This window comes from Peribacillus tepidiphilus (assembly GCF_009466385.1).
GTDB classification, from domain to species: domain Bacteria; phylum Bacillota; class Bacilli; order Bacillales; family DSM-1321; genus Bacillus_BN; species Bacillus_BN tepidiphilus.
In genome coordinates, this window is record NZ_WIAQ01000011.1 from 16694 (window position 1) to 31848 (window position 15155).

16 protein-coding genes, 1 pseudogene and 1 riboswitch are annotated in these 15155 nt (G+C 38.3%); of the genes and pseudogenes, 9 read left to right on the plus strand and 8 right to left on the minus strand.

Annotation, left to right across the window (positions count from 1 at the left end):
• Window positions 1-11: 11 nt before the first annotated feature.
• The 6 genes from nagB to GD441_RS16990 all read right to left on the minus strand — a co-directional run bounded on the left by nagB (window position 12) and on the right by GD441_RS16990 (window position 6217).
• Window positions 12-737 carry a glucosamine-6-phosphate deaminase gene (nagB, locus tag GD441_RS08220; RefSeq protein WP_153125599.1) on the minus strand — a complete coding sequence of 242 codons (726 nt, stop codon included), beginning with the start codon at window positions 735-737 and terminating at the stop codon, window positions 12-14.
• A complete protein-coding gene (gene nagA, locus GD441_RS08225) occupies window positions 734-1924 on the minus strand; it encodes an N-acetylglucosamine-6-phosphate deacetylase (protein ID WP_153125601.1) in 1191 nt (396 codons plus the stop codon). Before nagA ends, nagB begins: the two co-directional genes overlap by 4 nt.
• 178 nt (window positions 1925-2102) lie before the next feature.
• Window positions 2103-3011, minus strand: coding sequence for an N-acetylmuramic acid 6-phosphate etherase (gene murQ, locus GD441_RS08230; protein WP_153125603.1), 909 nt, complete (start codon window positions 3009-3011; stop codon window positions 2103-2105).
• A 2-nt stretch (window positions 3012-3013) separates the two neighbouring features.
• Window positions 3014-4081, minus strand: a complete 1068-nt coding sequence (locus GD441_RS08235) for a DUF871 domain-containing protein (RefSeq protein ID WP_153125605.1) — start codon at window positions 4079-4081, stop codon at window positions 3014-3016.
• A gap of 103 nt (window positions 4082-4184) precedes the next feature.
• Entirely contained in the window at window positions 4185-5558 is a 1374-nt protein-coding gene (locus GD441_RS08240; RefSeq protein WP_153125607.1) for a PTS transporter subunit EIIC, read from the minus strand.
• Window positions 5559-6058: 500 nt separating this feature from the next.
• Window positions 6059-6217 carry a hypothetical protein gene (locus tag GD441_RS16990; RefSeq protein ID WP_191992128.1) on the minus strand — a complete coding sequence of 53 codons (159 nt, stop codon included), beginning with the start codon at window positions 6215-6217 and terminating at the stop codon, window positions 6059-6061.
• A 389-nt stretch (window positions 6218-6606) separates the two neighbouring features.
• Between GD441_RS16990 and GD441_RS08245 the strand changes: the two genes are divergently transcribed.
• The 3 genes and pseudogenes from GD441_RS08245 (at window position 6607) to GD441_RS08255 (ending at window position 8027) form a co-directional block, all read left to right on the plus strand.
• Window positions 6607-6801, plus strand: coding sequence for a hypothetical protein (locus tag GD441_RS08245; protein WP_153125609.1), 195 nt, complete (start codon window positions 6607-6609; stop codon window positions 6799-6801).
• A gap of 19 nt (window positions 6802-6820) precedes the next feature.
• Window positions 6821-7493: pseudogene (locus tag GD441_RS08250) on the plus strand (MFS transporter).
• Between the two features lie 264 nt (window positions 7494-7757).
• The gene (locus tag GD441_RS08255) at window positions 7758-8027 is read left to right on the plus strand and encodes a type II toxin-antitoxin system HicB family antitoxin (protein ID WP_153125611.1); all 270 of its coding nucleotides are present in this window, start codon (window positions 7758-7760) and stop codon (window positions 8025-8027) included.
• Between the two features lie 56 nt (window positions 8028-8083).
• Here the strand turns inward: GD441_RS08255 and GD441_RS08260 are convergent, their stop codons facing one another.
• Both GD441_RS08260 and GD441_RS08265 read right to left on the minus strand, forming a co-directional pair.
• Window positions 8084-8314, minus strand: a complete 231-nt coding sequence (locus GD441_RS08260) for a group-specific protein (protein ID WP_153125613.1) — start codon at window positions 8312-8314, stop codon at window positions 8084-8086.
• Between the two features lie 120 nt (window positions 8315-8434).
• Complete coding sequence (locus GD441_RS08265) at window positions 8435-9850, minus strand: aminotransferase-like domain-containing protein (protein WP_153125615.1); 1416 nt, start codon at window positions 9848-9850, stop codon at window positions 8435-8437.
• A 112-nt stretch (window positions 9851-9962) separates the two neighbouring features.
• Between GD441_RS08265 and GD441_RS08270 the strand changes: the two genes are divergently transcribed.
• The 6 genes from GD441_RS08270 to queE all read left to right on the plus strand — a co-directional run bounded on the left by GD441_RS08270 (window position 9963) and on the right by queE (window position 14923).
• On the plus strand, window positions 9963-10904 hold the full coding sequence (locus GD441_RS08270) for a DMT family transporter (RefSeq protein ID WP_153125617.1): 942 nt from the start codon (window positions 9963-9965) through the stop codon (window positions 10902-10904).
• Between the two features lie 644 nt (window positions 10905-11548).
• Window positions 11549-12355: an ABC transporter ATP-binding protein gene (locus tag GD441_RS08275; protein WP_153125619.1), complete on the plus strand. Its 807-nt coding sequence runs from the start codon at window positions 11549-11551 to the stop codon at window positions 12353-12355.
• 216 nt (window positions 12356-12571) lie between these two features.
• The gene (locus GD441_RS08280) at window positions 12572-12850 is read left to right on the plus strand and encodes a hypothetical protein (RefSeq protein ID WP_153125621.1); all 279 of its coding nucleotides are present in this window, start codon (window positions 12572-12574) and stop codon (window positions 12848-12850) included.
• 108 nt (window positions 12851-12958) lie between these two features.
• A riboswitch (PreQ1 riboswitch) is annotated at window positions 12959-13001 on the plus strand.
• Window positions 13002-13034: 33 nt separating this feature from the next.
• A complete protein-coding gene (queC, locus tag GD441_RS08285) occupies window positions 13035-13715 on the plus strand; it encodes a 7-cyano-7-deazaguanine synthase QueC (protein WP_225434176.1) in 681 nt (226 codons plus the stop codon).
• A 4-nt stretch (window positions 13716-13719) separates the two neighbouring features.
• Window positions 13720-14202: a 6-carboxytetrahydropterin synthase QueD gene (queD, locus tag GD441_RS08290; protein WP_153125625.1), complete on the plus strand. Its 483-nt coding sequence runs from the start codon at window positions 13720-13722 to the stop codon at window positions 14200-14202.
• Window positions 14195-14923, plus strand: coding sequence for a 7-carboxy-7-deazaguanine synthase QueE (queE, locus tag GD441_RS08295; protein WP_153125627.1), 729 nt, complete (start codon window positions 14195-14197; stop codon window positions 14921-14923). The genes queD and queE overlap by 8 nt, the downstream gene beginning before the upstream one ends.
• Window positions 14924-15155 lie beyond the last annotated feature (232 nt).

The window sequence follows — 15155 nt, forward strand, 5'->3', positions numbered from 1 at the left end:
AATCTCCTTTACTAAACGAATTTTAATGCTTCTGCATCCGCGATGATGGTGACATGGCTATGAAGCTTGAGGGCAGAAGCAGGGAACTCCTCATGGATTCCCTCGGTTATTAAACGTTTTAAAGCGTGTGCTTTTGCTGACCCTGAAGCAAGCAATAAAATTTCACGACTATCTAAGATGGTTGAAATACCTACTGTAATGGCACGTGTCGGCACTTCTTCCAAGGAAGGAAAGAATGTTGAATTCGCTATACGAGTACTTTCCGCAAGAGAAACAATATGGGTACGGCTTTTAAAGGATGTTCCAGGCTCATTAAATCCGATATGACCGTTTTGCCCAATTCCTAACAGTTGGAGATCCACGCCCCCGATTTCTTTTATCAATTGTTCATAACGAACGCATTCCTTTAGTAGATCATCTGCTGTCCCTGAAGGCATATGGATTTGTTCAGAAGGAATATCAAGATGATCAAAAAGATGCCTTCTCATAAAATAGTGGTAACTGTTAGGATCTGTTTTAGGCAATCCTATATATTCGTCGAGATTGATTGTTTGGACATGTTGGTAAGTAGTGCCATTTTCTCGATGGTCCTTCACCAACTCTTGATAGGTACGTTTTGGAGTACTTCCCGTTGCAAGACCCAGTTTTATATAGGGATTGGCGCGTACTTTTTCAATGATATACTGTGCTGCGTGTTTGCTCATCTCTTCATAGTTGGCTACTTGAATGATGTTCATTGTCGTATCACCTTGCGTTCAAAAGCTTTTACTCCACGGCAAATGGTTTGTTTCACTTCTAAATCGCGATCCAAAATGACGATGTCCGCATCTTTCCCTTTTTCAATACTGCCTTTTCGGTCAAAGACATTTAATTGCTTAGCTGGATTTGTACTGGCAAGACGTACCGCTTCCTTTAATGAAATATTGGCGAATTCCATCATGTTTTGAACAGATTCCTTCATTTTCAAAATGCTTCCGGCTAAAGTGCCGTTGTCAAGAAGTGCTTTTCCCTCTTTTACGGTGACATTTTGGCCTCCTAAGTCATATAGACCATTTTTCATGCATTTTGCCCTTATGGAATCCGTTATCAAAATCATTCCATCCATACCTTTTGCTTGTAGGGAAAGCTTTATCATTTCTGGACATACATGAATTCCATCTGCAATGATTTCAATCATTAATTCTTTAAACAGAAGAGCAGCACCAGCAACTCCCGGTTCACGGTGATGTATTCCTCTCATTCCATTGAATAAGTGGGTGACATGTGTAGCACCAGCATGGACGGCTTCTTTTACCTCCTCATAGGTTGCATCTGAATGTCCAATCGATGCAATGACGCCCGTTGATGATAAATATCGAATCAATTCAAGTCCATTCTCGACTTCAGGAGCCAACGTGACCAGCTTAATTAACTGGTTGGAGTCTTTTTGCCACTCTTTAAAAAGCTCTAAGTCTGGCGCAATAATATGATTTTCCGGTTGTGCACCTGCTCGTTTGCTATTAATAAATGGTCCTTCTAGATGAATACCTAATATTTCTGCCTTTCCTGCTTCATTAAGGTGTTGGCAATAAACTGCCACATTTTTTAAAGCCTTCTTTATTTGATCTTTTTCTTGAGTAATCGTTGTTGCTAGGAAGCTTGTCGTACCTTCAGCAGGAAGAACAGTCGCTATCGTTGTTAGTGCCTCAAGGTTGGCATCCATCGTATCTGCTCCGCCAGCACCATGGATATGAACATCAATGAAACCTGGAACAATCGTATCCTCATTACAAAGTTCAATCACCTCTATGTTTCCATCGAAAGAAGGCAGGTTATTTATTGGACCTACATCTTGAATTTTTTCTTCCTCAATATATAAGTAACCAGATGGTATGATTTCATTTTCAAGCATAATTTTTGCATTTTTTAATAGAAGACGGTTCATGGTTCATCCTCATTTCCATTACATGTAAATATCCTTGTTATTATTATAAAACGATTGAAAGATAGTTGTATATACCAGAGGAAAAATAAGTTTTGTGAATTTAAATGGTCTATACAAGTGTTGGTGAAAGAGAGGGGGAAACGTTAAGTAAATGTCTACACTTCCCCCATAGTGATGATCATTTTTTAGAATGAAAATCTTCAATGGCGTTTCTTAAATAGCCATTATGTTTTTCTAGAAGGTCGGTTACTTGTGAACCTCTTAGTCCTGTAATAATCTGCAGAATGGCTGCTTTTGTATTGTACTTTTGTTCAACTAATGCTTGACGGGCTTCTTGATCGGTTGTACCCGTCGCCATTTTGACGATATTTTCAGCTCGTTTAAAAAGTTTTTCATTGGTCATTTGTAGATCGACCATTAAGTTTCCATATACTTTTCCCATTTTTATCATGGAAGCGGTTGATAGCATGTTTAAGACGAGTTTTTGAGCTGTTCCTGCTTTCATTCTTGTTGAACCGGTGATAACTTCTGGACCGACAATAGGCGCGATCGTATATTGAGAAATTTTCTCCATCTCAGAGTCTTTACTGCAAACAATCGAAACAGAAACAGCTCCTATTTCATTGGCATATTGAAGAGCACCAATGGTATACGGTGTTCTTCCGCTTGCGGCGATTCCGACCACGACATCCTTATTGGTTAGATAAATATCGACTAGATCTTGTTTTCCTTGCTGTAAGTTATCCTCAGCCCCTTCAATGGCATCTGTCATCGCTCTTTTTCCTCCGGCAATAACTCCAATTACCATATCAGGACTAGTCCCATAAGTTGGGGGACACTCAGACGCATCGATAATTCCTAATCTTCCAGAAGTACCTGCACCCACATAGATGAGTCTTCCTCCCATTTTGAACGCTTCAACGATTCGATCGACTACTTTTGCTATTATAGGAATTTCCTTTGCGATTGCATTAGGAACGAGTGTGTCTTCTTGATTAATGACTGTTATGATTTCTTCCGTGGTCATTAAATCAATGTTTACTGTTTTAGGGTTTTGTTGTTCTGTGTTTAGTTTAGAAATGTTCATGCTTAATCCCTCACAATCAATTGGAATTTTCCCCCCGCTTTAATTTCTTTCAAAAGAGGGAGGTCCTCTTCGAGAATCTGACCTATTACATTTACTTTCTCATCCTTAGGGAGATCTTTTAATACAATTTGCAATTCCCCGGCATAACGTCCATATAACTGATTATCGATCGTAACCATTCCCATTTTTCTTTCGACTTGATGGGCAGGAGCAATGCTGATATCTCCCATTTGGGCATAGGAACGAGATTCAACGGAACGAATCACATCACGAGCGGGATCCTTTCGATTCGTATGGACCTGGCGCAATATTGATGTAGATAGATTCTTTTGAAATAATTTCATTCTTAACGGAATGATACCTTTAGATAGATATGACAAACACTCCAGTGTTTCATATTTGCAATCATGGTCACCGATTAATACTTTGTCAGTATAAGCCGAAAACATGAGTTCTGCTGCTGCTAAAACAGGGGAGGAGAAGCGGTGTTTTTCTAAAGTCGGCAGTCCGGCATGAATGGGGCCGCGCAAATCCTGATCCCCAGGTATAAACGCCATTGTTGTTATGCCTTTTGCTTTTAAAAACCGGTTTCTCTCGATCAAAAAAGATTGGTCTAACCCTGTTTCGGGACGAGGATAAAAGTTATGCCAGGCTTCCACATTTGCTACATTTAACCCTTTTTCGATCCAATCATCCAATTCATGTTCTAAAAGAGTACTAGCATTGATACCGACCTTGATGATTTTTGATAGATGTACGATTTCGTAAGCTGAAAAACCATAATCAACGCGAATGCCAGTAAGTCCCCAGTCTAATAGAGTGTCTAGTGTTTCCCATTTAAGACCTAAATGTTCTAAAGATGTTGGGGATATATCTGCCAACAACTCCATGTTGAATTGTTTTGCTAAAGCTCCTAGCTCTTGGAGGAGAGCTTTGTATGCTTTAGGATCATCTTCTGGAATATGAAGAGAAGTAAAGATGGAAGAGAGACCATAGGACGAAGCTTTTTGAATCCATTGAGCATAATGTTCTCTTCTATTTTCGTTTAAATAGACGGAAATACCAATCATGGATGTTCACCTGCACTAACAGTCAGAATTTTGTAAAAAATACCTTCTAATAGAAAGAAGGAGGGATCATCCTCCTTCATCTTCCATTCTATGAAATAATTCATTAAATATTTTTCGCCATTTCTTCTTTAAAACCAAAGGTCCAAGTGAAGAGGAAGCCAAAAAAGTATGCAACTAGCAAGCCTAGTAGATATAAGAGAATTTGGTGTGTATGAACTAGGAATACGAGCGGAATGCCAGAAACTCCAATTGCAATAGTGGCAATTTTAAAGAACGCTTGGAAGGCACCGCCGACTGCTGCACCAAGACAAGCAGTTAAGAATGGGCGCCCGAGTGGCAGGGTAACCCCGAAAATTAACGGTTCCCCAATCCCTAACATTCCGACTGGAAGACCACCTTTAATAACTTTTTTCAACCGTTCGTTTTTCGTTTTAAAGTAGATGGCAAAGGCTGCACCCACTTGACCAGCACCGCCCATGGCTAATATTGGAAGTAATGGATCATCTCCAATCGTATTGATTAATTCCATATGAACGGGAGTCAATCCTTGATGTAGTCCCGTTACTACTAGTGGCAGGAATGTACCTGCAAGAATTAATCCGGCCACGATGCCGCCCATGTCGATTAAGCCTAATAAACCTTTTGTGATTAAATCAGAGATTAGACCGCCAACAGGCTGTAAAACGAATAAGGCTGCTACACCGGTAATTAATAACGATAAAGTAGGCGTTACGATAATATCAATGGCAGGGGGGACCATTTTACGAATGCGTTTTTCAACGAATGCTATGAATGCGGCAGCTAACATCACACCAATCAATCCACCGCGTCCAGGAAGTAACGCATCGCCAAAGACTTGGATATCAGCTAGCTTCGGATTATATAGAATGATAGCGGCTGCTCCCCCAAGGGCTGGAGAACCTCCAAATTCTCTTGCTGTATTGATACCAACGAATACGAATAAGTAACCAAACAATCCCCATCCTATTAAATCTAATACTTGGACAGGTGTCGATGTTGGATCTGCTCCGGAACGAATAATAACATTTGTGATTCCTGCAATGAGTCCGGAAGCGACAATAGCTGGAATAAGCGGGATAAAGATACTGGCAATTCTTCTAAGGAATAATTTAAACGGCGTCGCATTTTTTTTGTTTAATTCCGCTTTTGTTTTGTGAGCAAGCCCTTCAAAAGGATTATCACTGCTTTCATCTACAGACTGAACATTCTTACCTGTCAGTTCAGCAACTTCATTCGCTACTTTTGTTACGATTCCAGGACCAAGAATAATTTGTAGTGTTTCTGCTTCGACAACACCCATGACACCATCAATGCTTTTGATGCCTTCAAGATTGACTTTGCTTTCATCAACCGGTTTAACACGCAGACGAGTCATACAAGATGCGAGCTCAGCGATGTTACCTGTTCCGCCGAGCTGTTCGATAATTTCCTTGGCCAAACTTTCTTCTTTTCTCATAAATAGTCCCCCTTTATTCATAAGGTATGAATAAGAATAAGATCAAAAAAATGGATTCGCTTACAATTCCATTTTACCAACAATTAGTATAGTTGTCTATACCAATTTTATATATGTTCCTAGTGAGATCTGTACCACTAGTATGAACATTGGTGGGGGGCCCCCTACCAATCAAATAAAATCAATCTACAAACAAAAATAGGGTAAAACCTTGTATTTTGTATTTTACACAATATTAAGGACTTGACTTATGAAAATCAGTTAATTCATATTATGTATCAAAATAGGATAAGAGGATTAAAAAATATGAGTAAATATGGATTATTAGGCGACAACATTTACGGAAAAATATTTAATAAAGGTGAGAATATGACTCTCGATACTACAAAATGAGTAATAAGCAAATAAAGATCTAATTCCATCTTTTTAAGAGAATGTAAATTCAGTATGTTTTATTACGAAAAGCCATTTACACAATAACGTGTGAATGGCTTTTATTATTACCCTCCTAAAATTGCAACAATGATTAATGCTAATAAGACACTCAATAATAATGAAATAATCCAATGTTTCTTTTCTGTCATTTTAAAAAGAATATTTAAAATAGAACTAATTAGCAGCACAATTATAAAAACGAAAATAATCATTATAATTTCCATTTAAACAACCTCCTAGTATAGTACCTTTTACACATGACATTATGGACTTTTATTCCACTTCATCAATATACCATATTTTAACTGTTAAAGATTGCTGAGGAAAGATTAAAAAAGTGTGAAAAAGAAATAGACAAGCTTTTAGAACTCGCAGAGGAAACGAATATAACAAGTAGCATTATAGTAAAGCGGTCAGGTCGTTTTAATAAGGAATCGAGGTGTAGTAGATGAATGAAGGAAAATATTATCATAGTCGATTACTTGACTTAAGCAAAGTATTTGATCATGTAATCGAAGTGATGAAAAGTAGCATGTTGAACTGACCCCTAAAGAGGGGGTAAAATTAGTAAAAGCTGGATAATAACAGAGTTGAAAATGATTTATATTACACAGTGGTCAATAACCTTATTGAGTTTTCTTTATCAAGAAAAGAAGTTGGCGAATGGATAGACGTATTACAAACTATTGATGGAAAGAAAAAATTAAAGCAGATTTTAAACGATACCAATATAAAATTACCTAATATCGCTAAATATCTTAAAGAAGCCATTGATTTTGAACTTATTGTTCTTCAAGATTTTAAATAATTAATAAAGGAGTATAAGTATGCGTACTATTCAATATTTTGCGGTTCTAAGAGGACTTGCAATGGGATTATTTTCTCCTATATGGATTCTTTACTTGGTGGATCAAGGTTATGATTTACTACAAATCGGATTGCTAGGTACAATTTTCGAAATAGCAAAGTTAATTTTTGAAGTACCATCCGGAACATTTGCGGACCGTTATGGCATCAAACTATCAATTGCGGGTTCTTTCTTTCTCTCAGTTGTTACATGGTCTCTTAGGAATAACAATGAAATTAGAGAAAAAAATAGAAACAAATCCATATATTTCTTTAACAATTGTAGAATCAGTCAGCTTACTATTAGTAGGAGTACTAACAATAGGTTTCAAACCTCTAGGGGCAATCGCAACTTCAATATTATTAGCAGTTGAAGATGTTAGACACCCAATTGTTATCAGTTATTTAAATAAATTTTTCCCGGATAAATACAAAAATACTCTATTTTCTTTGAATTCAGGAGTTGGCGCCCTAGGAGAAATCCTATCTGGTATTATCTTTGGAATTATTGCAGTAAAATTTGGATTAACAACAACATTTTTGGTAGCTGCTATTTTTCTATTACCACCAATTATTATTTATTGGGTAGTACCTAAAATTAATGATAAAACTTCTATTGTTTCAATAAGTTCACGAAAAATGCATAACTCATAAAATTTTTTATTGTTTAGGAAATTATAAATTTACAACTTGTAGACAACTTTTTTCATAGTTGGTTTACGTCAAGATCTGGGTAATTTTATTGTGTCTGAGTAAGATTCATATTAAAATGGAAGTGGGAACCCTAATTATTGGTGCATTACTATTTTAGAATCCTGACCTTTCCTGTATTTAGGATCACCTTTTGTTATTTTTCTGTGTTTGATTCTTTGCTGAAAAATAGATCAATATATAGATAGAAATGAGGAAAAACATACTGTGACGGTGTATAATTTTTATTCAATCATTAAAAAAGCAGAAGATGAGGAAGTATTGATTGTCACCTTTCCAGATATTGAGTCATGTTTTACTTCTGGAGAGACTTTAGTTGAGGCTATTGAGATGGCTGAAGATGCTCTAGGACTCTATTTAAGTGTATTAGAGGACGAAGGGGAGCAGATACCAGCTCCAAGTAAGGCAGATGCGATTTCTATTCCTGATGGAGCTAGTTTAGTCCTCATAACGGTTGATACCGATCATTTTAGATAAGGTGCCTAACCCCCACTGTGCACATCCATTAACGGACCGGGGGTCAGGCATTTTTTTTACTTTTCAAGTAAGGCATACATTTTTTGATTCCGTAATTCTTTTTCTTCATCTGGAGCTAAATCATATTTTTTTAACAGGTGAAACAATTCATTTAAGTCAGTTTGACTAACAGATTGTGTGAGAAATTGTGAACATTTTTCCCATAGGCTCTCTGGTAAAAAGAGTTTTTGATCAGAAAGTTTTTGCTTAACATCTTCTATCGAATGATCTACCTTACATGTGCTCATCGTTTTCCTCCTAATCCAGCAATTGGCAATAACAAGTTTAGAAAAATTATATCATGATTTTAGAGATCATGAGTAATTTTTGGAAACCGCTATTTTGAAAGATTTTTACCATTAGGAGGTTTATTCTTCTGATTTCAACATTTTATACACTCCTACAAGCCTCTCCATCCCCTCCACCAGCTGCCGCTCGTTCATAAATGAGTAGCTTAAGCGAATCCAGGAATCTAGCTCGTTGAGCGGGTCACATATGTTTCCAGGAACGAAGGAGACAGACTGTTCAATGCTTTTGGAAAGCAATAAGGGTGTTGAGATCGTTTCAGGCAGCTTCACCCATAGGTTTAGCCCACCTTTTGGACTGATCCATTGCCAGCCAGTAGATGCGAGAGTCTTTTCCATGATTTCCTTTCGAATGCTTAAGGCAATGCGTAATTTATCAAGGTGCTGCTGCATTCTTTCTGACGTGAAGTAGTGCAGGAACATCTTTTGGTTGAGTAAAGGTGTTCCATTGTCAGAAAGAGATTTGGCGGTTAATAGAATTTTCATGAGTGGTTCCCTGCTTGCAACCACAGCAATCCTGAGACCTGGGGCAATGTATTTGCTATAGCTGCGAATATACATGACGTACCCTTCCGTATCATATTTGAATAGGGGTGAGGGAGGTTCTTTTTCAAAATAGATATCGTGAAACGGGTCGTCCTCTACTAAAAGACACTGATATTGCTCAGCAAGCTCGACCAATCTTTTCCGTTGTACAGTTGGAACAGTATAGCCTGTTGGGTTATGGAAGGTTGGGTTCATGTAAAATAACCGCGGCTTATACTGTTTCATTATTTGTTCTACCTGCTTAAGATCATATCCATCTGGGTGAATATCCACTGGAATGATTGTCGCGCCTTGGTGACGAAACATATCAATGGCGGCACTGTAGGTTGGTCGTTCCATTAACACCGTATCTCTCGGCTTAATCAGCGCTTGTGCAATCAAGTTAATTCCTTGCTGGGCACCGGATGTAATCAGTAATTCATCGGCGCTGACGTCTACCTGATGGCGTTTGAAAAAATCGTGAGAGAGAGCTTCTCTTAGTTCTTCATCCCCTTGAACCGTTGAATAGGTTCCTAGTACCTTTGGATACAGATCGAATACCTTCTTTACATAATCGGCAAAGTAATGGTTCGGAAGAAGATTCGGATCAATGACCGCCTGAGAAAACTGATAGGTAACAGGGATTTGATGAATTTCAGACAGATGACTTTTTTGACCATATGACGAAAAAAGAGGTGAATCGAATGGTTCAAGTCCTAATACATGACCTGGATGAATAAAATAGCCTGATTTATCTTTTACATACACTTTTTCTTTTTCTTTTAACTGTTGATAAGCTTTAAAGACCGTTAGACGGTGAACATTCAATTCCTTGGCTAGTTCACGAACAGAGGGGAGCTTGTCGTGAGCCTTCCATTCCCCACGATTGATTCGGTTTATGATATAATCGTACACCTCTTCATACAGATGGTTTGCGCTCTTTTTCAATGCCATCAGCTCAGCTCCTTTCCTTCTCATCATAACAGATTTACCAGCTAAACTGTTCTGTTTTCTATGATCTGTTCTATACACAATCCATTATGATTAGGAAAAAGGGGGATGATTCATGGTCTTAATGAATTATGTCATCATGTGTTTTATTTTTGGAACGACTTTTTTAGCAATCAAAATCGGGGTGGATGCAGGGGCTCCTCCGTTTATGTCAGCGGGACTTCGTTTTTTTCTGGCGGGCCTTATACTGTATTTGGTCATGATGGTCAGAGGAAAGGCAAACCTGTCGCTTCTTTTTCGAAAAGAGATGTTGTTGTCAAGTTTAGGCTTAACCTTTGGTACGTTCTCAACCCTTTATTGGGGTGAACAATATGTAAGCTCAGGGATTGCAGCTGTGCTATCCGCTACAGGTCCGATCATGGTTTTAGTCATCCAAACGTATATTTTACGTGAAAGTTTTAACCGAAAATCATTGATTGGATGTTTCGTAGGATTTGTCGGTGTCATTCTCTTGTTATCCTCTAGCATCACGTTTGACGTAAGCCTGCTTTGGTTTCTTGGTTGTGTCGTCATTTTAGTAGGAGTATTCAGTTATGCTTCTGGTACCATTTATTCGAAAAAAGTAATCGGAATCTTTAAGGATACATCGCCGATCGCATTGAACGCAGCTCAAATGCTGTACGGAGGTGTACTTCTCATTGTTTTATCCTTGTTCACTGAAACGGTTCATTTCGAGTCCTTGCTTTCCATGAAAGCGTTAGGATCTCTACTGTATTTAATTGTCATCGGTTCAATGGTGGCGCACAGCTTATATTATTGGCTGGTTGCTAAGACCAACCCGGTTTTCCCATCCACGTGGTTATATATCTCACCACTCATCGCGATTACAGTAGGTGCCATTTTTCATCATGAGCCAATTTCTTGGTTAATGGGCATTGGAGTCATGACGATTATGATCGGAACCGTACTCGTTAATTTTGAGGCACTACAGGGACTTATGAAAAAATCCAATGTGTCCATGGAAAAGAATACAGAGCAGGTTGTTGTGAAAAGGTGACCAAAAGGTACGACTTGATCCCTAGTAGAAATGATTCGTTTTATGTTGAATGAAAATCCGAGAGTTGAAACTGTAATCATTAATGAGGGCAGATTGAGCAATTTATACTTGAAGAAAAAAACCAATTTCTAACCTATTTAGAAAAGGAAGAAGTACATATCGACCTTTTAATAGGGATAGGAGAGTTAGAAAAATACCATAAAAGTCAGATAAGAGATAACGCCAAAAAAATGTCAGAACGACTTTCTGCTTATGAACATCGAGGTTTAAACGTAAAGTTCATTGAATTTGAGGACGAAGGTCATACATCCGTTCTCCCTCCCTTAATTCGTAAAGCATTACGATTTGCCTTAAGTCCGAAGAAATGAAAACGATATAACATGGCACTTTCTGATATTTTTTGGCAAATCTCCTAAGAAAAACAGGCTGGAATACTTCCAAGTCTGTTTTTCTTTTTAAGTTGTATCTTGTTGTTTACAATTCGAAATTTTAACTTGAAAGACTATTCAGATGGTAAATTTACTCGAAAAAATTAAGTAATTCGAATATTTAAAATGGTTAATGTATAATGGGGAAATAGTAGGGTTTGGATCGGCACATCTAGATGTTTTTACTTACAACTATCAATTGGAGAGGAGAAACGCATGGTTATAAAAATAGAAAATGTATGGCTGATTCGAAATGGTACTTGGATCTTAAAGAATATTCATTGGAAAGTAGAAAAAGGGGAGCACTGGGCGATATTTGGATTGAATGGTGCTGGAAAAACGGCTTTACTAAACTTAATAAATGCCTATCATTTCCCGACAAAAGGAAAAGCGACCGTCCTTGGTAAAGAGTTTGGGAAGTCACCACTTGGATCGGAGCTGCGGAGTAAAATCGGCCTCGTTTCTTCGTCTTTACAGCAAAAATTTTACCCTTCAGACAATGCTTTTGAAATCGTGCTAAGCGGAGCCTATGCTTCGATTGGTTTATATCAGACTCCAACCGATGAAATCAGACAAAAAGCTATTTCGTTGTTAACAGAGTTGGGCTGCTTGGATTATGCAAATAGAAACTATGAAACATTGTCACAAGGGGAAAGGCAACGGGTATTAATAGCTAGAGCTCTCATGGCTGACCCAGAGTTACTTATCTTGGACGAACCGACAAATGGACTTGATTTTCTTGCAAGGGAACAAGTTTTAGAAGCGATTGACCGAATTGCTGCCGCACAAGATGGTCCTACACTTCTTTACGTTACTCATCATGTGGAAGAGATTTTACCCGTTTTTACAAAAACTCTTCTCTTAAAAAAGGGAGAAGTATTTGCCTTAGGAAAAACACAAGATATGCTTTCAGAACAGGTCCTATCAGAGTTTTTGGAGCTTCCGGTCAATGTGATATGGAGCAATGGTAGACCTCTATTATCAAAGTGTAATAGACAAAGAGAAAAAGGGCATACATTGTAAAGTGTGACAGGATCCATTCACCGATTATTTCTCAGGAAAGCGCAGAAACTGACATTTCCTTTGTCGATGGTTTGAATTCGAAAACTAGATTTAGAGGCAAATGGATAGGTTAGTTTTATCAATGATGCAGAAATTTTTACTAAATTCGACAAAAAACGACAAAAGTTAGCCGGTTTATATAGTAATATTCTCCTGTGAAAGGGAGGAGTTTATTAGATGACCTTGGATATAGATCGGAATAAAAAGATGTTGCCCCTTATTCTGCTTTTTATTGCAGGGTATTATTTGTGGCTTTTATTATTTCAAGGTCACGACTGGATAAAAAAGATCGGTGGAGATGCTATTTCAATTATTTCGATAGGGATCGGTGCTTATTTACTCTTTAGGACCTGTGGGTTCTCACCTGTCCCGCTGCTCCCGCAGGAGTCTCGCACCTTGCGCTCCAATCAACCAACTTTTTTTTATCAAAGGTTTTCATTCCCAGAACCTATGTAAAAACAACAATCTTTTAGAAAAGAGCCAAGAAGAAAAAATAATACACGCTTATTTGATTGAATTATGTTAGAATAAGAATGTTGTTAATTTCATAATAAATCCGCACATGCGGTAGAGGTTCTAGCTACCCTCTCAAAAAAACTAAGGAAAAACAGTACTACTTTCTTAGTGGTGCTGTTTTTTCGTGAAAAGGAGATCTTTAGAAATGAAAAAAGATAAAGCTGTAGTGGTATTTAGCGGAGGACAGGACAGTACAACTTGCTTATTTTGGGCAATGGAACGCTTTGCAGAAGTCGTAGCTGTCACATTTGATTATAATCAAAGACACAAAACGGAAATTGAATGTGCAAAAAATATCACGAAGGAACTTGGTATTAAGCATCACATATTAGATATGTCCCTTTTAAATCAATTGGCTCCCAATGCTTTAACGAGAGAGGATATTGAGGTAAAAGATGGGGAGAATGGAGAGCTGCCTTCTACGTTTGTTCCAGGCAGAAACCTTCTATTCATGTCATTTGCTGGGGTTTTAGCAAGACAAATTGGTGCGAAGCACATTGTAACGGGTGTGTGCGAGACGGACTTTAGCGGCTATCCAGACTGCCGAGATGTATTCATTAAATCTCTAAATGTTACGCTAAACCTTTCAATGGATGAGCAATTTGTTATTCATACTCCGTTAATGTGGTTAAATAAAGCCCAAACGTGGGAACTGGCGGATCAGCTCGGTGCGTTTGATTTTGTCCGTGAAAAAACGTTAACGTGCTATAACGGAATTATTGCCGATGGATGCGGAGAATGTCCAGCCTGCAAGCTAAGACAAAAGGGTCTGGAAGAATACTTGAAAGCTAGAAAGGAGTTGTAAGACAATGTACGGTTTTCGAATTGTTGATAAGCTCCAAAAAATTGATGAAGATATTAAGCGCGAGCAATTGAAATATCATTCCAAGCGTGTGTTAGTGAGTAAGGAATTTACCTTTGATGCAGCTCATCATCTTCATTGCTATGAAGGCAAGTGCAAAAATCTTCACGGGCATACGTATAAAGTGATTTTTGGAATTAGCGGGTATGTCGACGATACAGGCTTAATGATGGACTTTGGCGATATTAAGGATATTTGGAAGAATGAAATTGAAATATATTTAGATCATCGCTACTTAAATGAAACGTTGCCACCGATGAATACGACGGCTGAAAATATGGTTGTCTGGATTTATGAAAAGATGGCAGAAGCTCTTAAGCAGGAGGATCGTCAGAAAAAATATCACGGAGCAAGAGTGGAGTTCGTTCGCCTATATGAAACTCCTACTAGTTACGCGGAAGCTAGACGGGAGTGGATGGAAAGTGAGTAAAATTCCTGTGATGGAGATTTTTGGACCAACGATTCAAGGTGAAGGAATGGTCATCGGCCAAAAGACGATGTTTGTCCGCACAGCAGGCTGCGATTATTCCTGTGCTTGGTGTGATTCTTCTTTTACCTGGGATGGCACAGGGAAAGATTCGATTAGACAAATGGAAGCAGAAGAAATTTGGGAAGAGCTAAAGGCACTTGGCGGAGATGGCTTTTCCTTTGTTACGATTTCTGGTGGGAATCCAGCATTATTGAAAAATTTAAGCAGCTTGATCCAGCTTTTAAAAGAAAACAACATCAAAATTTGCTTAGAAACGCAAGGGAGCAAGTGGCAGGATTGGTTTTTCGACATCGATGAATTAACGATCTCACCAAAGCCGCCTAGTTCTCGAATGAAGACGGACTTTGATGTTCTCGATCAAATTATTAGGAACCTAGAAAATCAAAAGGGTTCTCATCATGTCAGCTTGAAAGTGGTCGTTTTTGATGATGAGGATTATGAGTATGCGAAAAAAGTGCATCATCGCTATCCCGATATCCCGTTCTTTTTACAAGTGGGCAATGATGATACAAAAACAACGGATGACCAAGAGCTCATCCAACGATTGCTGAAAAAATATGAATGGCTGATCAATAAAGTCATGGAAGATAACGAATTAAAGAACGTCAAGGTTCTGCCTCAATTGCATACGTATGTCTGGGGGAATAAAAGAGGCGTGTAGGCGCACGGTGCCTGTCACGCCCCGAGATTTGACGAACAAAAGTTCTTGACAAATTGGAAGCTTTGTGGAGAGAAAATCTCTGCAAAGCTTTTTTATAGAGTTACAACCATCGCTTACACCACACCTTACAAAAAAGAGTAAAAAGTAATATTTGGCGGGATTATCTAGTAAACTGGCGGGATTACCTCGTAAAGTTGCGGGATTATCTAGTAAACTGGCGGGATTACCTCGT

Bases quoted from the DNA above. Each gene is read 5' to 3' on its own strand.
- nagB (WP_153125599.1), bottom strand. From the start codon at position 737: ATGAACATCATTCAAGTAGCCAACTATGAAGAGATGAGCAAACACGCA.
- nagA (WP_153125601.1), bottom strand. From the start codon at position 1,924: ATGAACCGTCTTCTATTAAAAAATGCAAAAATTATGCTTGAAAATGAA.
- murQ (WP_153125603.1), bottom strand. From the start codon at position 3,011: ATGAACATTTCTAAACTAAACACAGAACAACAAAACCCTAAAACAGTA.
- GD441_RS08235 (WP_153125605.1), bottom strand. From the start codon at position 4,081: ATGATTGGTATTTCCGTCTATTTAAACGAAAATAGAAGAGAACATTAT.
- GD441_RS08240 (WP_153125607.1), bottom strand. From the start codon at position 5,558: ATGAGAAAAGAAGAAAGTTTGGCCAAGGAAATTATCGAACAGCTCGGC.
- GD441_RS16990 (WP_191992128.1), bottom strand. From the start codon at position 6,217: ATGGAAATTATAATGATTATTTTCGTTTTTATAATTGTGCTGCTAATT.
- GD441_RS08260 (WP_153125613.1), bottom strand. From the start codon at position 8,314: ATGAGCACATGTAAGGTAGATCATTCGATAGAAGATGTTAAGCAAAAA.
- GD441_RS08265 (WP_153125615.1), bottom strand. From the start codon at position 9,850: ATGGCATTGAAAAAGAGCGCAAACCATCTGTATGAAGAGGTGTACGAT.
- GD441_RS08270 (WP_153125617.1), top strand. From the start codon at position 9,963: ATGGTCTTAATGAATTATGTCATCATGTGTTTTATTTTTGGAACGACT.
- GD441_RS08275 (WP_153125619.1), top strand. From the start codon at position 11,549: ATGGTTATAAAAATAGAAAATGTATGGCTGATTCGAAATGGTACTTGG.
- GD441_RS08280 (WP_153125621.1), top strand. From the start codon at position 12,572: ATGACCTTGGATATAGATCGGAATAAAAAGATGTTGCCCCTTATTCTG.
- queD (WP_153125625.1), top strand. From the start codon at position 13,720: ATGTACGGTTTTCGAATTGTTGATAAGCTCCAAAAAATTGATGAAGAT.